This is a genomic window from Streptomyces sp. NPDC097617, from assembly GCF_044761485.1.
In the GTDB taxonomy this organism is placed as follows: domain Bacteria; phylum Actinomycetota; class Actinomycetes; order Streptomycetales; family Streptomycetaceae; genus Streptomyces.
Genome location: NZ_JBIWCL010000012.1, coordinates 109516 through 128578, shown reverse-complemented (window position 1 = coordinate 128578; position 19063 = coordinate 109516). Strand labels below are relative to the sequence as shown.

18 protein-coding genes are annotated in these 19063 nt (G+C 72.3%); 10 read left to right on the top strand and 8 right to left on the bottom strand.

The window, feature by feature from the left end:
* Window positions 1–69 precede the first annotated feature (69 nt).
* Window positions 70–1749: a protein kinase gene (locus ACIQZO_RS20730; protein ID WP_403628021.1), complete on the bottom strand. Its 1680-nt coding sequence runs from the start codon at window positions 1747–1749 to the stop codon at window positions 70–72.
* Window positions 1750–1863: 114 nt separating this feature from the next.
* Here ACIQZO_RS20730 and ACIQZO_RS20725 point away from each other — a divergent pair, with 114 nt between their 5' ends.
* Window positions 1864–2457 carry a hypothetical protein gene (locus ACIQZO_RS20725; RefSeq protein WP_403628019.1) on the top strand — a complete coding sequence of 198 codons (594 nt, stop codon included), beginning with the start codon at window positions 1864–1866 and terminating at the stop codon, window positions 2455–2457.
* 72 nt (window positions 2458–2529) lie between these two features.
* Window positions 2530–3312, top strand: coding sequence for a hypothetical protein (locus ACIQZO_RS20720; protein WP_403628017.1), 783 nt, complete (start codon window positions 2530–2532; stop codon window positions 3310–3312).
* Window positions 3313–3404: 92 nt separating this feature from the next.
* Here ACIQZO_RS20720 and ACIQZO_RS20715 read toward each other — a convergent pair whose 3' ends face one another.
* The 3 genes from ACIQZO_RS20715 to ACIQZO_RS20705 all read right to left on the bottom strand — a co-directional run bounded on the left by ACIQZO_RS20715 (window position 3405) and on the right by ACIQZO_RS20705 (window position 5867).
* Entirely contained in the window at window positions 3405–4580 is a 1176-nt protein-coding gene (locus ACIQZO_RS20715; RefSeq protein ID WP_403628015.1) for an MAB_1171c family putative transporter, read from the bottom strand.
* Window positions 4577–5134, bottom strand: a complete 558-nt coding sequence (locus tag ACIQZO_RS20710) for a toxin-antitoxin system, toxin component (RefSeq protein WP_403628013.1) — start codon at window positions 5132–5134, stop codon at window positions 4577–4579. Before ACIQZO_RS20710 ends, ACIQZO_RS20715 begins: the two co-directional genes overlap by 4 nt.
* Before the next feature lie 64 nt (window positions 5135–5198).
* On the bottom strand, window positions 5199–5867 hold the full coding sequence (locus ACIQZO_RS20705) for a helix-turn-helix domain-containing protein (RefSeq protein ID WP_403628011.1): 669 nt from the start codon (window positions 5865–5867) through the stop codon (window positions 5199–5201).
* Between the two features lie 334 nt (window positions 5868–6201).
* On the opposite strand from ACIQZO_RS20705, the gene ACIQZO_RS20700 reads away from it, so the two are divergent.
* The 4 genes from ACIQZO_RS20700 to ACIQZO_RS20685 all read left to right on the top strand — a co-directional run bounded on the left by ACIQZO_RS20700 (window position 6202) and on the right by ACIQZO_RS20685 (window position 11489).
* Entirely contained in the window at window positions 6202–7071 is an 870-nt protein-coding gene (locus tag ACIQZO_RS20700; protein ID WP_403628009.1) for a helix-turn-helix domain-containing protein, read from the top strand.
* 135 nt (window positions 7072–7206) lie between these two features.
* Window positions 7207–8589, top strand: coding sequence for a 6-phospho-beta-glucosidase (locus ACIQZO_RS20695; RefSeq protein WP_403628007.1), 1383 nt, complete (start codon window positions 7207–7209; stop codon window positions 8587–8589).
* Window positions 8590–8739: 150 nt separating this feature from the next.
* A complete protein-coding gene (locus ACIQZO_RS20690) occupies window positions 8740–10722 on the top strand; it encodes an MDR family MFS transporter (protein ID WP_403628179.1) in 1983 nt (660 codons plus the stop codon).
* Between the two features lie 104 nt (window positions 10723–10826).
* Window positions 10827–11489, top strand: coding sequence for a GPP34 family phosphoprotein (locus tag ACIQZO_RS20685; protein ID WP_403628005.1), 663 nt, complete (start codon window positions 10827–10829; stop codon window positions 11487–11489).
* A gap of 90 nt (window positions 11490–11579) precedes the next feature.
* On the opposite strand, the gene ACIQZO_RS20680 is transcribed toward ACIQZO_RS20685, so the two are convergent.
* Both ACIQZO_RS20680 and ACIQZO_RS20675 read right to left on the bottom strand, forming a co-directional pair.
* Window positions 11580–12071, bottom strand: coding sequence for an NUDIX hydrolase (locus ACIQZO_RS20680; RefSeq protein WP_403628003.1), 492 nt, complete (start codon window positions 12069–12071; stop codon window positions 11580–11582).
* Entirely contained in the window at window positions 12068–12685 is a 618-nt protein-coding gene (locus tag ACIQZO_RS20675; RefSeq protein ID WP_403628001.1) for a helix-turn-helix domain-containing protein, read from the bottom strand. Before ACIQZO_RS20675 ends, ACIQZO_RS20680 begins: the two co-directional genes overlap by 4 nt.
* Window positions 12686–12751: 66 nt before the next feature.
* Here ACIQZO_RS20675 and ACIQZO_RS20670 point away from each other — a divergent pair, with 66 nt between their 5' ends.
* Entirely contained in the window at window positions 12752–13726 is a 975-nt protein-coding gene (locus ACIQZO_RS20670; protein WP_403627999.1) for an NAD(P)/FAD-dependent oxidoreductase, read from the top strand.
* Between the two features lie 108 nt (window positions 13727–13834).
* Entirely contained in the window at window positions 13835–15235 is a 1401-nt protein-coding gene (locus ACIQZO_RS20665) for an NAD(P)/FAD-dependent oxidoreductase (RefSeq protein WP_403627997.1), read from the top strand.
* A gap of 16 nt (window positions 15236–15251) precedes the next feature.
* On the opposite strand, the gene ACIQZO_RS20660 is transcribed toward ACIQZO_RS20665, so the two are convergent.
* Window positions 15252–16442 (bottom strand): ATP-dependent DNA ligase, encoded by a 1191-nt coding sequence (locus tag ACIQZO_RS20660; protein WP_403627995.1) that lies wholly within the window; start codon window positions 16440–16442, stop codon window positions 15252–15254.
* Between the two features lie 75 nt (window positions 16443–16517).
* On the opposite strand from ACIQZO_RS20660, the gene ligD reads away from it, so the two are divergent.
* Entirely contained in the window at window positions 16518–17537 is a 1020-nt protein-coding gene (gene ligD, locus ACIQZO_RS20655) for a non-homologous end-joining DNA ligase (RefSeq protein WP_403627993.1), read from the top strand.
* Window positions 17538–17640: 103 nt separating this feature from the next.
* Here ligD and ACIQZO_RS20650 read toward each other — a convergent pair whose 3' ends face one another.
* On the bottom strand, window positions 17641–18150 hold the full coding sequence (locus ACIQZO_RS20650; protein ID WP_403627991.1) for a DUF2199 domain-containing protein: 510 nt from the start codon (window positions 18148–18150) through the stop codon (window positions 17641–17643).
* A 251-nt stretch (window positions 18151–18401) separates the two neighbouring features.
* Here ACIQZO_RS20650 and ACIQZO_RS20645 point away from each other — a divergent pair, with 251 nt between their 5' ends.
* On the top strand, window positions 18402–19007 hold the full coding sequence (locus tag ACIQZO_RS20645) for a hypothetical protein (RefSeq protein ID WP_403627989.1): 606 nt from the start codon (window positions 18402–18404) through the stop codon (window positions 19005–19007).
* Window positions 19008–19063: the final 56 nt, after the last annotated feature.

The following is a 19063-nucleotide window of genomic DNA, read 5'->3' as shown; positions in this document are numbered from 1 at the left end:
GAACCGGGGCGCGGCGCCGGCCGGCGCCTCCCAGGGTGCGGGGCCCGGGTGCGGGCCGGGTGCGGCGCCTCAGCCGCCCGTGCGGACGAAGGTGCGTACCGCGGTGTCGAAGTAGCCCCGGGCCTCGTCGCTCTGGCGCACCGGCGACGACACCCACACGTCGTACATGCGGCCGTCCTCCTCCCAGCACAGGTCGCGGGTGTGCCGGGGGCCCTCGACCGTCGAGAAGCCGTCCCAGGTGAACAGCCAGAGGGCGGCCTGCCGGTCCCGGTGCGAGGTGGCCACCACCTCGGCCCCCCGGTAGCCGGGGTTGTTCGCCGGGCCCTGGACGTGGGCGCGCTGATGGACGGCGACCGGACCGCCCGACTCGGGCTCCGCCACCTTGATGCCGATGCGGAAGGTCTCACCGGGGGACATGTAGAAGATCCGCGAGCCCTCCACCTTGCGGGTGAACCCGAGGGGGACGGCGAGCGCGAAGCCCTCCGGGTCGGTGACGACGCGGTACCCGGCCGGGGCGGCGGCCTTGTCGTCGGACGAGGGGGAAGGCGTGGCGGAGGGCGTGGGCGAGGGCCCGGAACCGGCCGGGTCCGCGGGTGCGGTAGGCCGGTCGGCCGCGCCGCTCGCGGAGGACTGGCCTGCGCGTTCGTCGCGGTCCATGAGCAGCGCTGCGGACACGCCCGCCCCGGCGATCGCGGCCACCAGCAGCGCGGCGATCAGCGCCGCCCCCGGCCGCCGCTTCCCGGGTGCACGTGGCGTTTCCGGCCCGGTCGCCGGGGTCGCACCCGGCGCGCTGCCCGGCGCGGTCCCTGATACGGGCGCCGCCGCGGGTGTCGGCCCGGCCGCGGCGGCCGGGCCGGGCTCGGCCCTGGTGACGCTGCGCTGCGTCGGGCTGTACTGCGCCGGGGTGTGCCGCGTCGCCGACTCCGCGCAGTCCCGCAGCAGTTGCTCCGCCCGCTCCCCGCCCAGCCGTTCGGCCGGATCGCGCTCCAGCAGGCCGCGCACCACGGGCAGCAGCGGTCCGCACGCGTCGGGCGGCCGGATCTCGTCGAAGACCACCGCGTGCAGGATCCCGCCGAGCGAGTCCCGCCGGAAGGGCGAGGCGCCGCTGAGGGCCGCGCACAGCAGGGCGCCCAGCGACCACAGATCGGCCGCGGGCCCCGTCGGGCTCTGCCCCGACATCCGTTCGGGCGCGGTGTACTCGGGGGAGCCCACGAAGGACCCGGTGGTGGTCAGCGTCGTCGCGCCCGACACCTGCGCGATGCCGAAGTCGGTGAGCACGGGCCGCCCGCCCGGCGCCTCCAGCAGGACGTTGGCGGGCTTGATGTCCCGGTGCAGCACACCGGCCGCGTGCGCCGTCCGCAGGGCGCCGATCAGCGCGATGCCGATCCGGGCCGCCTCGGCGACGTCCACCGGGCCGCTGCGTGAGAGCCGGTCCGCGAGCGAGCCGCCCTCGACCAGTTCCATGACGATGTAGGGCAGTTCGCCGTCCTCGACGATGTCGTGCACCACGATGATGTGGGGGTGTTTGAGCTGCGCGGCGGCCCGTGCCTCGCGGAGCGTGCGCTCACGCTGGTGGCGGGCCTCCTCCGCGGACAGCGCGGGGTCGAGCGAGACCTCCTTGACGGCGACGCCGCGGCCGAGCAACTGGTCGGTGGCGCGCCACACGATCCCCATGCCACCGCGTCCGAGCTTGGCGTCCAGCCGGTAACGCCCTGCGATCAGGCGGGCGTCCGCCCCCTCGGTCCCCATGGCGCCATCATGCCGCATCGGCGATCCCCACCCGTCCGCGGCGTGTCGAAGCGGCGCCTTGATCGTTTCTTCAGCGGTAACCCTTACATCTGCTGCGATTTCGGGAGGCGCGCGGTGACCGCTTGGCAGTACTTCGCCGGGGCGGGCCTGGTGGCGGCGCTCTGTCCGCTGCACGGCCACGTGGCGGTCGCGGGCGACGGCCACGGCCGCGGGGCGCGCGTCGACCTGTGCGTGCCGGCCGGGCAGCCGGACCGGCCGGTCTTCCGGCCGCCCTCCGGGCAGCCCTCGGTACGGGCGGCCGTGCCCGGCGCCGACCGGCCGACCGTGCGCCACCCGGGCCGGCCCGCGGCACCGGTCGCCCCGGCCCAGCGGCCCGAGTGGGTGGCGGAACCGCGGCCGGAGCCGCCGCGCGCGGTGGACGCCGTGGAGCCCGCGGCGAAGGCGGGGGCCGGGGAGTCGCAGCCGCCGCCGCCCGCGCCGGGGCCCGGGGGCGAGGCCGCAGCGGCCTCGGTCGAAACACCCGCCCCGCCCGCGGCCGGAGCCGCCGTCGCGCGGGTGAGCGCCTTCCACGTGCGTCCGTACCGCGCGGTGGCCCTGGAGCGGCGCGGCCCGGGCGGGATGTCCACCGTGATGATCATGGTCGTCGTCACCACCCCGGCCGTACTCGCGGCAGCCGCCCTGCGCCCCCGCTCCAAGAGCCGCGGCTGACCGCCGCCGCCACCGCACACCCCCGACCACCGACCCCTCATCGATCCACCGATCCGCACCGGGAGAATCCACGTGTCCGAATGGCTGGTCCTGGCCATTGCCATGGCGCTCGTCTGCGCCGTCGTCCTCGCCATCACCGCGATCCGGCACCGCCGGGTCGCGGACGACGAGGACACCAGCGAAACCCCTGACGTCATCGAGTACATGACGATGATGGTGGGCGTGGTCTACGCGATCGTGCTGGGCCTGGCCATCGCCGGTGTCTGGGAGGCGCGCGGCGCCGCCGAGGACAGCGTGCGCCGCGAGGCCCAGGCCCTGTACGAGGTCACCCAGCGCGCCGACGTCTACCCGGCGCCGGTCCGCGACCGCATCCGGGGCGAGGTGGACGCGTACGTCTCGCACACCGTCGCCGTGGACTGGCCGCTGCTGACCTCCGGCGACGGCGCCTCCGCCAAGGGCGGCGTGCTGCTCGGCAAGCTGCGCAGCGACGTCACGCACCAGAGCCCGTCCACCGAACTCCAGGCGCAGGCCTACCAGCCCCTGTTGGACCACATCGCGGCGGCGGACGACGCGCGCCACTCGCGGACGCAGAGCTCCGAGTCCACGCTGCCGGGCGTGGTGTGGTTCGGGCTGCTGGTCGGCGGGGTGGTCACGGTCGGGCTGATCTTCACCCTGCAGATCCGCCGGTCCGGGCGGGAGCTGCTGCTCGCCGGACTGTTCAGCGCGCTGATCGTGTTCCTGCTCTTCATGGTGTGGAGCTTCGACGCGCCCTACGGGCGGGACGGGATCGACTCGGCCGGACCGTTCCAGGACCTGTTTCCGGCGACGGCGACGGTCGCGGCCGGGGCCCGCTGAGTGGCGGCCGGCCGTGCGGCGGCCGGCCGTGCGGTGCCCCGCGGTGCGGTGCCCCGCCGTGCGGCGGCCGGCCCGGCGCACGGCACGTCACCTCACCGCTGTGCGCTCACCTGCCGCCTGAGCGGCTGCACCACGGGTGAGTGCCGCAGCGCGTGGGAGATCCGCAGCAGGTCGCGCGGACCGTCGGCGGTGTCGAGGAAGGTCTCCTCATCCTCTCCGATGATCTTCCCGTCGGGGTCGGCGGACCGGGCCCGCACGGCGGCCGCGACCATGGCGGCGTCGGCGACGGCGCGGGCGGCCTCCGCGTCGGCCCCCTCGGCGACGGCGCTCTCGAAGGCGCCGTCGCGCAGACCCTTGTCGAAGTACGGCCCGAGGTGCAGGAAGCCGTCGTGGATGTCCGACTCGCGCTGGATCACCCGCAGCTCCGCCGCGGACCACCAGGCGATCTGTACGGAGGGCGTGCCGGCGGGTGCGGAGATCTGCACCTCCTGCCAGAGCGGGCCGAGCTGGCGGTACGTCGCCCAGGTCTGCCAGTGGTCCGACAATCGCTGGCAGACCAGCGGCACCACGAAGCCCATCGCGCTGATCAGCGCGCCGAGGGAGGCGAGCGGCGGGGCGGCGTAGGTGCTGAGGCCGTCCAGGTTGTGCCCCGACCAGCGGGCGACGACCGCCGTCATCTTGGTGGCGTCGTAGGCGAGGTTGAAGACGTAGCCGATGACGATGATCACCAGACCGACCCGCAGCCAGCCGCGGACCTGGAGCGACCAGCGCCAGCACAGGACCACCATCACCACGGCGGCCACGTGGTGCGCCAGCAGGTAGAGGGCGATCATGTGGCCGATGTAGGGCGTGTTCGCGTAGTAGGTGTCGAAGTCGCGCAGCCGCTCCACCGGGGTCTCCCCGAGGGCGAAGAGCACGATCAGCGCCACGATGACCCCGCTGTAGCCCAGGATCCAGCGGCGCGAGACGCGGCGGGTCTGTTCGGGCGGTCCGCCCCGCCAGTTGACCATCAGGACCAGGCAGGACGCGCTGAACGCGGTGATCAGGCAGTACACCAGCGGGGCCGAGAAGTTGGCGATCCCGGTCCAGCGGTTGACCGCCTCGATGGTGGGAGGCGCGGCGAAGGCGAACACGGCCCCCGCCAGGGTCAGCAGGGCGACGACCGACCGCAGGAGCGGGTCGTTCCAGTTGTGCCGCAGGGCCGGCAGCTTGAAGGCGAGCGAGATCGCCATCGCGGCCGCCGGTATGTAGTAGTCCTCGCCGTTCAACGGTCGTTCCTGTGCCCCCGGTAGCCCAGCGAGGCCTCGATGCGGCCCGCCAGTTGATCGCGCTGGACCGGAGGCCGGTGACTCGCCGAACCGGCGAGCCAGTTCCGGCATCGGCTGCCCAGCAGTAAGCCGAAGGTTTCAGCCTCCGTTTCCTCCTGCACGTCGGCGCGCGTACGCGCGGCGACGCGGCGGACCGTCTCACCGATGTCGGCCTCGTCCGTCAGCAGCCGCGCGGCGACGGCGGCGCCGTCGACGTGATGACTGCAGTGGCCGGCCTTCATGTGCCACAGCTCGTGGCCCAGGATCACCAGCTGGTGGTCCGGCGCGGTGCGTTCCTCGATGACCACCAGATCGCGGTCCGCCATGTCGAGCCACAGGCCGCTGGCCGTCCGCGGCGGGAACGAGGCCATCCGGAAGTCCACCCGACGGCCGCGGTGTCTGCTCATGCCCTCGCAGAGGGCAGCGTAGAGGTCCACGGGTTCCACGGGTGCGGTCAGCCGGATGCCGGCCACCAGCTCCCCGCACAACCGCCGCTGCTCTCTGCCTATGCTCACCGTTCTCCCCGTCGGCGCGGATCCGGATCAGGACTCAAGGATCAGACCCAGACTTTCGCCTGGGTCAGGATTCGTTCGGTTTGACGCTCTCGAGAAGCATGTCCAGCCATTCGGTCACCTTGTCCCGGTGCTTGTCGCTGGGCAGTTGGGCGGCGCGCCAGGCGATGCCCCGTACGCCGTGGTTCTGCAGGAGTCTTGCCAGCGGATCCCCGGACGATGCGCCCGAGGCCGGTACGGTTTCCCGCGCCCGCCCCGCGAAGTCCTGGAGCAGTTGTTGCTCGGTCCGCTGGAGGGCATCCGTCAGGGCGTCGGACTCGTGCGCCGTGAGGAACCCGGCGTGCACTCCGAAGAACCGCTGGATCGCGTCGCAGTGTTCCATGGTGGGGCGTCGGTCGCCGTTGATCAACGCTCCGGCCTGCTGCCGCGACATGCCGGCGCCGTCCGCGATCTCCTGCTGCGTGTAGCGGCGGCCGTTGGTTTTGACACGTGTCCGCCGGAGCAGGTCGAGACGCTGGAGGAACCGCGTCTGCAGATCGGGTTCGCCGGCCGGTCTGCCGTCGAGCAGGGTCCTGACCACGTCCGCGGGTACGCCGGAGGCCTCGGAGAGCCGCCGCAGGTCGAAGACCTGGTTCAGATCGCGGCCCATCTTGCCCGCGAGTTCGGCGACACGCGTGATGGTGGCTGCCAGGGGTGCGTTGGCTACCGCGACGGGAGCCGGGAAGCCGTCTGTCACCAGTGGTTCTCCTAGATCGCGCGAAGTCGGCATGGGCACATGGTCGGCTTCTGGAATCTAGCCGCTCTCGCCCGGAAGGGCTAGAACGTGCCACAGCTGTGGCGGGAATGAGCTGTCAAGAGGCTGGAATTGCCACAATAGTTGACACTCGAATGAAGTCGGTAGCAGGATCGCCACACGGAAATGAAGATCCAGACCGGAGGAGGGGGAGCTCTCAGTGCCACATCTCGCAGCGGTGGGCCCGTCCGATGGACTCGCCCGAGCCGGTGAAGAGCGTCTGGCGGGCGAGGAATCCGCTCGCGGCGCCGTCCGGTCGGAGCGACGCAAGGAGATTTTGCGCCAGCGCCGCGAGGAGTTGGGCCTGAGTCAGGAAGACCTCGCCGCCCGGCTGCGCATCAGCGTGCGTGCGTACGGGAACTGGGAAAGAGGCCTGGTCAAAGAGTGGACGGACCGTAAACTCCTTGCCCTGGCCGAGGCCTTGGAGATGAGCGAGCGCCAGTGCTTCTGGCTGTTCCGCGTCATGGTCGACCGCGACCCGCCGCCCACGTGGCGCGCCGCAGCGGAAAACCGGCTGCCCGAGGACCCGGCGCAGCGCGACTACCTGTGCGACTACGCGGCCCTGATGGAGTCCGTGCCGTACCCGAGCTTCCTGGTGGACCACCGCTGGGACGTGGCCCTGACGAACTCGGCCTTCGACCAGCTCTTCCAGTCGGTGAGACCGCACCCGACAGCGCTGCCGGACGACAACTTCCTGCGCTTCGTGCTGTTCCACCCGGACGCGGCGGCCGTGCTGGAGGACCACGAACCGGCCTGGTGCGTACCGCTGCTGGCCCAGTTCGCGACCGCGCTGGCCGGGGCTCCCGAGGACGAGGGGCTGCGCAGCATCCGCCAGGAGGTGGCCCGTGACCCGTTCATGGAGGCGGCCTACCGGTACGGCGTGCCGCACTGGCTGAGCACGCACGGGACCGACGCCGCCGAGCTGGACGGGGCGGTGCGCACCGTGCGCCACCCCGACCCGCGGTGGGGCCCGGTGCGCTGCCGGATGGTGGCCGAGACCAGTCGCATGCTGGGCGAGATGGGGCTGACCCGGATCACCCTGATCCTCTCGACGCCGACGGGCACGCCGCGGGGTCCGGTCCAGGGCGGCGGCTTCACGCACCAGCAGGGCGCCAGGCTGCGCGCCGTGCCGTCGCCGGTGGAGTGACCGGCCGGGGCAGACTGGTGCCGGCGGACGTGTGCCGTGGCGTGCGTGTCACCGATCGTGTCACCGATCGTGGCATCGGCCACCACGGCGGCGGCGTCGGCCACGGGATCTGCACTGGCGAAAGGCGGTAGGGGCGTGCGGCTGACGATCCTCGGCGGAGGCGGCTTCCGGGTACCGCTCGTCTACGGAGCCCTGCTCGGCGACCGCGCCGAGGGCAGGGTGTCCCACGTGACGCTGTACGACGAGGACCCGGCGCGGCTCACCGCCATGACCCGGGTGCTGCGGGACCAGGCCGCCGTCGCCGCCGCGCACGACCTCGCGGGGAACGGCCCCGCCGTGCGGGCCCCGGCCGTCACCGCCACCGGGGACCTGGACGAAGCCCTGCGCGGGGCCGATTTCATTTTTTCCGCCCTCCGCGTCGGCGGTCTGGAAGGGCGCGCCTCGGATGAGCGGATCGCCCTGGCCGAGGGAGTCCTGGGCCAGGAGACGGTGGGCGCGGGCGGGATCGCCTACGGCCTGCGGACCGTGCCGGTGGCGCGCGAGATCGCCCGCCGGATCGCCCGGATCGCCCCCGGGGCGTGGGTCATCAACTTCACCAACCCGGCCGGACTGGTCACCGAGGCGATGGCCGAGGAGCTCGGCGGGCGGGTGATCGGCATCTGCGATTCCCCCGTGGGCCTGGGCCGGCGCATCGCGCGGCTGCTGGGCGCCCGGCCCGAGGAGGCCTGGATCGACTACGTCGGGCTCAACCACCTGGGCTGGGTCCGCGGGCTGCGCATCGGCGGGCGCGACGAGCTGCCCCGGCTGCTGGCCGATTCCGAGGCCCTGGAGTCCTTCGAGGAGGGCCGGCTCTTCGGGGCCGAGTGGCTGCGCTCGCTCGGCGCGATCCCCAATGAGTACCTGCACTACTACTACTTCAACCGTGACACCGTACGGGCCTACCAGGAGGCCGAGCAGACCCGCGGGGCCTTCCTGCGCGACCAGCAGCGCGGCTTCTACGCCGAGGCGGGCCGGCCCGCGGCGCCGGCCGGGGCCGCGCTGGCCGCCTGGGACCGTACCCGGGCCGAGCGCGAGGCCACGTACATGGCCGAAAACCGTGAGGCGGCGGGCGTCGGCGAACGAGACGAGAGCGACCTGGAATCCGGCGGCTACGAGAAGGTCGCGCTCGCGCTGATGCGGGCCATCGCCCGGGACGAGCGGGCCACGCTGATCCTGAACGTGCGCAACGGCTCGACGCTGTCCGTCCTCGACGCCGAGGCCGTCATCGAGGTGCCCTGCCTGGTCGACGCGAACGGCGCCCACCCGGTGGGCGTCGAGCAGCTGCCGCTGCACGCGGTGGGGCTGGTGACGTCCGTCAAGGCGGTCGAACGGGAGATCCTGGCGGCGGCCGCGAGCGGTTCGCGGGCGTCCGCGGTCAAGGCCTTCGCCCTCCATCCGCTGGTCGACTCGGTGGGGGTGGCCCGGCGGCTGCTCGACGGGTACGCGGCGGAGCATCCGGGGCTGGCCTACCTGCGCTGACCCGGGCGCGCGGTTTCCCCGTACGGCGCAGCGCCGCATGCGCGGCGCCGGGCGCGCTGTGACAGTGCGAGGGTGACCACCACCCCCGCCGCAGCCGCCGCACCCCCCGAGATCGACCGGCGGCGGCGCAATGTCATCTTCGGCACGATCATGCTCGGCGTGCTGCTGGCGGCGCTCGACCAGACGATCGTCGGTACCGCGCTGCCCACGATCGTGGGGGACCTGGGCGGCGGCGACCACATGTCGTGGGTGGTGACCTCCTACCTGCTGGCCGAGACCGTGACGACGGTCCTGGTCGGCAAGTTCGGTGACCTCTTCGGCCGGAAACTGATCTTCCAGATCTCGGCCGTCGTCTTCATCAGCGGCTCCTTCCTGTGCGGCCTGTCCAGCAACATGACCTTCCTGATCGTGTGGCGCGGCGTCCAGGGCATCGGAGCCGGCGGCCTGATGGTCACCGCGATGGCGCTGATCGCCGATGTGGTGCCGCTGCGCGAACGCGGCAAGTACCAGGGCATGATCGGCGCCGTCTTCGGCGTCGCGACCGTGATCGGACCGCTGCTCGGCGGGTTCTTCACCGACCAGCTGACCTGGCGGTGGTGCTTCTACGTCAACGTCCCGATCGCGATCCTCGTCGTCGTCGCGGCCGCCAAAACGATCCCGTCGGTCCGGGCCTCGGGCAAGCCGGTCATCGACTACCTGGGCATCGCGCTGGTCGCCGTCGGCGCCAGCGCGCTGATCCTGGGTACCAGTTGGGGCGGCAACGAGTACGCCTGGACCTCGCCGGTCATCATCGGGCTGTTCGTGGGAGGCGTGGTCGCCCTCGCGCTGTTCTGCCTGGCCGAGACGCGGGCCGCGGAACCCATGCTGCCGATGCGGCTCTTCCGCAACCCGGTCTTCTCCGTGTGCTCCATCCTGAGCTTCGTCGTGGGATTCGCGATGCTCGGCGCGATGACCTTCCTGCCGACCTACCTCCAGTACGTCGACGGGGACTCGGCCATGATCTCGGGCGTCCGGACCCTGCCCATGGTCATCGGTCTGCTGATCGCCTCCGTGTTCAGCGGCAACGTGACCAGCAAGACCGGGCAGTACCGGATCTTCCCGATCGTCGGTAACGCGGTCATGGGCGTCGGCCTGTACCTGCTGTCGCGGATGGGACCGGGGACCAGCACCCTGCTCGAATCGCTGTACATGTTCGTGCTCGGCGCGGGCATCGGCCTGTCCATGCAGGTGCTGATCATCGCCGTGCAGAACACCGTCGACTACGCCGACCTGGGCACCGCCACCTCGGGCGTCACCTTCTTCCGCACGCTGGGCAGCGCCTTCGGGACGGCGGTCTTCGGAACGATCTACGCCAACCACCTCGGGCCCGAACTGAATGCGGCGTACGCGGAGGCAGCGCGGCTCACCGGGCAGGATCCGGAGCAACTTGCCAGGGCCGCGTCCACCCCGGAAGGGGTGCACCGGCTCGATCCGCAGGCCGCGGCCCCGGTGATCGACGCGTACGCGCAGGCCCTGCATACCGTGTTCCTGTACACCGTTCCGGTCGCCGTGTTCGGTTTCGTCGTGGCGCTCTTCCTCAAGCAGGTGAAGCTGCGCGACAGCGCCCGGATCGGGTCCACGGACATGGGCGACGGATTCGGCTCGCCGGCCACGGCCTCGGGGGATTCGGCCAAACTTCTGGAGCTGGCCGTCGGCAAACTGGTACGGAACATGGGCGCGGACACGGCGCGGGGGATCGTCGAGGGCTCCGACACCCGGCTGGACATCGCGGGCGCCTGGGCGGTGATGCAGGTCGACCTGATGACCCGGACCGTCGGCCACGCCAGCCTCGGAGTGATCGCCGGCCGCCGGTCCCTGCCGCCGGAGGTGCTGGTCCCGGTCTACGAGCGGATGACGGACGAGGGCTTCCTCACCCGCGAGGGCAGCTTCTTCACCCTCAGCGCGGCCGGGCAGCGGGAGGCCGACGTCATCTCGAAGGCGTGGGCCGAGTGGCTCAAGGACCGGTTGGAGAAGGACCGCGGGCGGCCGCGGAGCGAGGAGCTTCGGGTGGCGGCGGACGCGATCGCCAAGCGACTGCTCGCGGAGGACCTCGGGGACGGAAACTTTGCGCCAAAGGTGGTGGTGCGGCGGTAGACCCGGGCCCGGAACGGAACCTCGCCGGATTCCCGCTCGTCCTCCCTCGTGAGGCAGTAGGACAGCCGGACCGGCAGAGGAACAACGGACGACGGGGGCCGCTCGTGAGGATCGCACTGGCCGAAGAGATCATGCTGTTGTCCCTGGACGACGAGTCCGGGGCGGCGCGGCAGCGGCAGTCGGCGGGCTGGGCCGTGGCGGGAGCGATCCTGCTCGAGCTGGTCATGGCGGAGCGGGTGTCGGTGTCGGGCAAGTACCTGGAGCTCAGGAGCACCGAACCCACCGGGGAGCAACTGCTCGACGGCCGGATCCGGTTGATGGAGGACTGGCTGCGGGGCCGAAGCAAGCGCCGCGTGACGGACTGGCTGACGAAGGACCAGCCCAAGGCGGTCGGCGCCGCCCTGGAGAGCCTGGGCGAGCGCGGGCTGGTGGTGGCGCAGGTGCACAAGGTGTTCGGCGTGTTCCCGCAGCGCCGCTATCCCGAGGCCGATGGCACCGTCGAGCGCGCCCTGCGCGAGCGCCTGCACGCCGTCGTCCTGGACGGTGCGCAGCCGGACGAGCGGACGGCCGGCCTCATCGCCCTGATCCACTCGGCCAAGCTGCACCGGCTGGTCTTCCCCGACCGGCAGCCCGGCGAGGTGGCCGCGCGGATGGCGGAGATAGCCGCCGGCCAGTGGGCGGCCGAGAGCGTACGGGCGGCGATCCGCGATATGCAGGCCGCGATGGTGGCGGTGACCGCCGTGACGGTGCTGACGGCCACCGCGTAGGCGTGCGCGCGGGGGCGGGGGGCGGGGGCGCGGACCCCGCGGCCCCCGGGCGCTCGCCGGGGTACTGCCGGGTTGCTGACCGGGTGCCGCTCAGGCGGTGCCCGTGATCCGGTAGGCGTACGAGGGGACGCGCGGCAGCGGCGCGAGGTCCGGGCGCCAGGCCTGCAGCACCGCTGCCGACGGCACGTAGAGGGCCGCGGGGATCTCGGACGGGTCGAACCACTGCCAGCGGGCGATCTTGTGCGGCTCGGTGACGGTGGGGACGCCCTCCGCCGAGGTGGTGACGGCCGCCGCCGTCAGCCGCGTCAGGCCGGCGTGCGCCTCGATCTGCACGGACAGGAGGCGGATCGCCTCGGGGTCCGCCCGCAGGGCCGTCTCCTCGGCGAGCTCGCGGGCGGCGGCCTGCTCGAAGCCCTCCCCGGGGTCGACCTTGCCGCCGGGCAGTTCCCAGCGGCCGTCGTGTGCCTGGCCGAGCAGTACCCGGCCGTCCGGGGCCAGGACGACCAGCCCGACGCCGACGACGGCATGGGGCTGAGGCGCGGCCCGCTCGGGGCGTTCGGGGCGCTCGTCGGTGGTGCTCATGGACGTCCTTCCGCTGGAGGGGTGGGGCGGGCCCGGACATGGATCCGTTCGCCCTGGGGGCCGAAGAGGCTGAGGAACTCGGCCGGCTGCGAGCCCGCGTTGAAGAAGGCGTGCGGGGTGTGCGTGTCGAACTCGGCGGCCTCGCCGGGGCCGAGGACGAGGTCGTGCTCGCCGAGCAGCAGCCGGACGCGTCCGGAGAGCACGTACAGCCACTCGTAGCCCTCGTGGACCTGCAACTCAGGCTCGGGCGGCGGACCTTCGAGGGGCGGGAGGATCTGCTTGAAGGCGTGCACCCCGCCGAAGTTCCGGGTCAGCGGCACGTAGGTGCTGCCGTGCCGGACGAAGGGGCGCGGGCGGATCCGGGGATCCCCGGTCTCCGGGGCGCCGACCAGCTCGTCGAGCGCCACCCGGTGCGCCCGGGCCAGCGGAAGCAGCAGCTCCAGCGTCGGTCTGCGCTGCCCGGACTCCAGCCGCGAGAGGGTCGAGAGCGAGATCCCGGTGCTCTCGCTGAGCTGGGCCAGCGTGGTGCCGCCCCGGCGCCGCAGGGCGCGCAGCCGCGGGCCCACAGCGGTCAGCACGCCGGCGAGTTCCTCGTCCTGCTCCTCGGTGGCCATGACTCCATTTGCCGGTTCGGCAAGAACATTTGTCAAGCGTGCCGCCGTGGGCAGACCCTCACGGACATGGACAACGCTGACAGCTCTTTCGACGTGGTGGTCGTGGGCGGTGGGGCCGCCGGGCTCGCCGGAGCCCTGACCCTGGTCCGGGCCCGCCGTTCGGTACTCGTGATCGACTCCGGCAGCCCGCGCAACGCCCCGGCCGCGCACCTGCACGGATACCTCGGCCAGGACGGGGAGAGTCCGGCCGCCCTGCTGGCCAGGGGGCGGGCCGAGGTGACCGGCTACGGCGGCCAGGTGCGCGCGGGCACGGTCCTGGCCGCCGACCGGCTGCCCGACGGGAGCTTCCTGGTGCGCTGCGGGGACGGCACCACCGTGCGGGCGGGCCGGCTGCTGGTCGCCACCGGCCTGGTCGACGAGCTGCCCGCCGTACCGGGCCTCGGGGCGCGCTGGGGGCGGGACGTGCTGCACTGTCCGTACTGCCACGGCTGGGAGGTCCGGGACCTGCCGATCGCGGTGCTGGCCGACGGCCCGATGGCCGTGCACCAGGCCCAGCTCTGGCGGCACTGGAGCGAGCGCACCACCCTGCTGGCGCACACCTGGCGGCTCACCGCCGAGGACCGGGAACTGCTGGCCGCCCTCGGTGTCGATGTCGTCGAGGGCGAGGTGAGCGGCCTCGCCGTCCAGGACGACCGGCTGACCGGGGTGATCCTGGCGGGCGGCGCCGAGGTGGGGTGCCGGGCCCTGGTGGTGGCCCCGCGGTTCACCGCCCGTTCGGGAGTCCTGAGCAGCCTCGGCCTGCCGACCGTCGTGATGGAGCGCGACGGCCTGGCGGTCGGCACGTGTGTCGAGTCCGATCCGGCCACGGGGGCCACCGCGCTGCGCGGGGTCTGGGTCGCGGGCAATGTGACCGCACCGATGGAGAAGGTCGCGGGCGCGGCCGCACAGGGCGCGCAGGCGGCCATGGCCATCAACACCGACCTGATCGAGGCGCGGACCCGGCGGGCTCTGGAAGCTCACCGCGAGGGTGTCGATAGGTGAGCACCAGTACGACTGTCGGACAATTGTGCGGGTTTCGGGCGGCTCTCGTTCGCGCAGGCTCTTGGCGGTGTGATCGTCGTACGGATCAACGGCTCGGGGGGACGCTCCATGGCACATGTGCTGGTCATCGGCGGAGGTGTCGCGGGGCCCGCCACCGCCCTGCTCGCGGCGCGGCGCGGACACACGGCGGAGGTCTTCGAACGCGACGCGCGGGCCCCGGGCACCGCGCTCGACCATGACTTCTTCGGTTGGCGGCGGCCGACCGTACCGCAGGCGGCCCAGCCGCACGTGCTGCTCGGGGCGGCCCGCAACGTCCTGTGCGGGGACCTGCCCGACGTCCACGAGGAGATGCTGCGCCTCGGCGCCCGCGAGCGGCACGAGCTGGACTGGTTCGACGTGCGCCCGCCGGCGCTGCCCGGCGACGACGACCTCGTGATGCTGCAGGCCCGGCGCATCGTGCTGGAGAGCGCGCTCGCCACGGCGCTGCGCGTGGAACCGGGGGTCGTCGTCCGGTACGGGGAACCGGTCACCGGACTCATCACCGCCCCGCGACCGCCCGGGGCCAACGCGATCCAGGTGCAGGGAGTGACCACCGAGACCGGGAGCTACCGCGGCGACCTCGTCGTGGACGCCTGCGGGCGGCGCGGGGGCACCGAGCGCAGGCTGGCCGAGGCGGGCTGCCGGCCGCCCGTCGTGGAACGCCACCGCACCGGGCTCGCCTACTTCTGCCGCTGGTACCGGCTGCCCGAGGACATGGACGAAGGCCCGCGCAGGCCGTGGGCGGTGACCGGCGGGTCCTTCGCCGGGTGCGCCGTCTTCCCGGCCGACAATCGGGTCTTCGCCGTGACGCTGTTCGTGCACACCGCGGATACCACCCGGTCGGCGCTGCGCGATCCGGCCGTCTTCGAGGCGGCGGCGCGCGCCTTCCCGCCCGGCGAGGCCTGGCTGGCCCTGGACGCCGAGCCGCTGTCGGGTGTGCTGGCCACGGCGAGCCTGGACAACCGGTGGAGCGCGCTGGTCGACGAGCAGGGCCCGGTGGTGACCGGGCTGGTGCCGGTCGGTGACTCGATCACGCACACCAACCCGACGCTGGGGCAGGGCGCGTCGCTGGCCCTGTGGGCCGCGCGCAGGGTGGCGCGTACGGCGCACCGGGACCCGGGATCGGCCCGGTACGCCGTCGAACACCACGCCTGGGCGGAGCGCACCCTGAAGCCGTGGTTCGACTTCCAGGTGGTCGCCGACGCGGCGATCGGGGAGCGTTTCGCGACGCGGGCCGGGCGCGGTACGACGGCGCGTGAGGTGTCCGCCCTGTTCGACTGCGCGCTGGAGGATCCCGAGGTGATGCGGGCGCGGGCGAGGGTCCGGCACCTGGTGGAGCCACCGGAACGGGCGTACGCCGATCCGGAGATCCGCGCGCGGGTGGCGCGCTGGCTGGCGGCCCGGCCGGACTACGTGCCGAACGTGGCGGGGCCGGACCGGGAGGAGTGGGAGAAGCTGACGGCAGGGTGAGGCCGGTGCCGGCCGCTCATTCGGCGGATCCGGTGGGCGAGGCGTGCGCGGCGCTTTCGGCGGTACCGGCGGTACCGGTGGTGTCGGCGGTACCAGCGCTTTCGGCGGGTCCGGCGGTGGTACCGGTGGTGTCGGCGGGTCCGGTGGCCGGGCCGAGGACTTCGGCGAGGTTGTAGCCGACGACCTCCTCCAACTGGGCGTAGGTGCAGCTCCCGGGCTCCCGGTCGGTCCGCCAGCGGTGGAACTGGGCGGTGTGCCGGAAGCGGTCGCCCTCCATGTGGTCGTACTTCACCTCGACGACCCGCTCGGGGCGCAACGGGACCCAGGAGAGGTCCTTCTTGCCGGTCCAGCGGCTCTGTGCGCCGGGCAGCCGGGCGCTCTCGTGGGCGGACTCCTCGGCCCAGGCGGCCCACGGATGGCCGGTGGGGTCGGACATCCGCAGCGGTTCCAGTTCCTCGACGAGCTCGGCGCGGCGCTTCATGGGGAAGGCCGCACACACGCCCACGTGTTGGAGGGTGCCGGCGGTGTCGTACAGGCCTAGCAGCAGTGATCCGACAATCGGACCGCTCTTGTGGAAACGGAAACCCGCGACGACGACGTCGGCCGTACGTTGGTGTTTGACCTTGAACATGAGGCGGGCATCGGGCCGGTAGAGGAGATCGAGCGGTTTGGCGATCACCCCGTCGAGCCCGGCGCCCTCGAACCGCTCGAACCACTCCTGCGCGAGCGCGGGATCAGTGGTCGCGGGCGCGATGTGCACGGGGGGCCGAGCAGTGGAGAGGGACCGGACGAGGGCGGTACGGCGGTCGGCGAGCGGGGTGTCGAGGAGTGACTCGTCGCCGAGCGCGAGCAGATCGAAGGCGACGAAGCTGGCGGGGGTGGTCTCGGCCAGCAGGGCGACGCGGGACTGCGCGGGGTGGATCCGCTCGGTCAGCCGGTCGAAATCGAGCCGCCCGCCCTGCACGATCACGATCTCGCCGTCCACGACGCAGCGGCTCGGCAGATTGCTCTTCAGAGCCTCCACCAGTTCGGGAAAGTACCTGGTCAGGGACTTGCCCGTGCGGCTGCCGATCTCGACCTCCGCGCCGTCGCGATACACGATGGCCCGGAAGCCGTCCCACTTGGCCTCGTACTGCATCCCGGGCGGGATCTTTGCGACGGACTTGGCGAGCATCGGCTTCACGAGCGGCATCACTGGCAGATCCATGTCTTCGATTCTGCGGTGGTACGTCCGGACCCGCCCGGTATGCACGCATGGCCGGGCCCGCCTACCGTGGCGCACATGGGTGCTGCCGGTAATGCGATCGAGCTGGATGCGGGCGGACGGACGGTTCGGCTGTCCAGCCCCGACAAGGTGTACTTCCCGGAGCGCGGCCTCACCAAGCGGCACGTGGCCGAGTACTACCTGGCGGTCGCGCCCGGCATCACGCGCGCCCTGCGCAACCGGCCGACGACCCTGGAGCGCTTCCCGGACGGGGTGGACGGCGAGTCCTTCTTCCAGAAGCGGGCCCCCAAGAACCTTCCCGACTGGATCCCCACCGCCCACATCGCCTTCCCGAGCGGCCGCACGGCCGACGAGATCTGCCCGACCGAACCGGCCGCCGTCCTGTGGGCGGCCAACCTGGGCTGCCTCACCTTCCACCCCTGGCCGGTACGGCGCGATGACACCGACCGTCCCGACGAACTCCGGATCGACCTCGACCCGCAGCCGGGCACCGACTACCACCATGCGGTGGCGGCCGCCCACGAACTGCGCGCCCTGCTGGAGGAGCTGGGCCTGCGCGGCTGGCCCAAGACCTCGGGCGGCCGCGGGCTGCACGTCTTCGTGCCGATCGAGCCGCGCTGGACCTTCACCGAGGTCCGTCGGTGCGCCATCGCGCTGGGCCGGGAGCTGGAACGCCGTATGCCGGGAAAGGTCACGACGGCCTGGTGGAAGGAGGAGCGCGGCGAGCGGATCTTCGTCGACTACAACCAGACGGCACGGGACCGCACGATCGCCTCCGCCTACTCCGTCCGCCCGCGCCCGCACGCCCCGGTATCGGCGCCCCTGCGCTGGGACGAGGTGGACGACGCAGAGCCGCGCGACTTCGACATCGTGACGATGCCGGCCCGCTTCGCCGAACTGGGCGACCTGCACGCGGACATGGACGAGCACGCCTTCACCCTGGACGCCGTGCTGGAACTCGCGGCCCGCGACGAACACGAGCACGGCCTGGGCGACATGCCCTACCCCCCGGACTATCCGAAGATGCCGGGCGAACCCAAGCGCGTCCAGCCCAGCCGGGCGAAGCACGAGGACTGACCGCCGGCGGCGCACTGGACTCGGCGGAACCGGCGGACTCGGCAGGGGATTGCCAGGGGCGGACGGCGATCGTGTTCACGGTTTCGTGATCCGGTCGGGCCGATCAGGCCGGGTGCAGCACGGCCATGGCGATCTCACGCACCCGGTCGAGCGTGATCCCGGTGCGCTGTTCAACGGCGAGGGGGTGGTCGGTGGGCTCCAGCTGAATGAAGGGGCCCTTGCCGATCGGGCGGGTGTGGGCGTTGGTCTTCAAGTCGGTGGTGCTCTCGGGGTAGAGCGCGAGCTCGGTGCTGAGCCATCCGAAGTACGGCTTCTCGGCCTCGCGGCCCTGCGTGTTCCACACCTCGAGGACGCGGGCGAAGTTGTCCCTGCTCAGAGAGACCCAGACACCCCAGGAGAAGACGTCCTCGCTGTCGACCACCGGTATCTCGATCAGACCTCTGATGAAGAAGTGCTGGCCCCTGATCACGCATTGGTCGGATGACAGCATGCAGTCCGGATCCGTTTCGAATCCGGGATCCCAGACATCAGGGGCGATCGTCGAGTAACTCATGGGGAGCTCCGCGTGGTGCTCGCCGCAGCAGGAGCACGTGAATCCGGCATCGATAGACATGGCGCGAGCCTAGCGATCACCCGAGCGGGGCGCGGCCCCCACCGGCGCGGCCGAGCCAGGCGCGGGCCCCACAGAAAGCCGTTGGCGGGCCACGGTGGCCACTGCTAGCTTTGCGGCGGCCGTGCGAAAGACCGAGGAGGTGGTACCCGTGAACGCAGTATCGACATGGGTGCTCCCCTCCGGGGTCACGGTCGGGCGGTAGGCAGGTCGTCCGGGAGCGCCGTTCAACAGCACTCCCGAAAGGCCTGACCATGCACTTCGTTTCTGAGCAGCGCCTCGACGACGGCGTCCTCGAACGTGAATTCACCCTCGGCGAGATCCCCGGCACCCTGTGGACGCCTGAATCCGCCCCACCGGTCCCGCTCATCCTGATGTCCCACAACAACGGCCTGCCCAAGGCCGACCCCCGGCTGGTGGCCCGGGCGCGGTACACCGCGGCGCGCGGCTTCGCGGTGGCCACCATCGACGCCGTCGGGTGCGGTGACCGGCCCCGTTCCGCCGCCGCCGAGCAGGCCCGTGCCGAATTCCGGCGGGCGATGCAGACCGGGGGCCCGGTCGACGAGGTCTTCGAGTCCTTCATCGGCCCGCTGGTCGAAAACGCGGTACCGGACTGGCGGACCACTCTGGACGCCCTCCTCGAACTGCCCGAGATCGGCGGCCCGGCCGCCGCCCGCATCGACGCCGGGAAAGTCGAGGACGTCACGGATGAAGGCACGGTCCGCCTCGGCGTCCTGGCTGTAGAGGATGACATGCGCACCGCTGATCATGGCTGGCTCCGGTCCATCGACGTGCCGACGGTCGTGTCCCCGGCATCCTGGCACGCCAAGGTCAAGAAGATCTTCGACTGGGTTCGATGACACGGCGACTGATGTGAAGGTCAACAGACAGGTGCGATGAGGTGTGATTCGCGAGC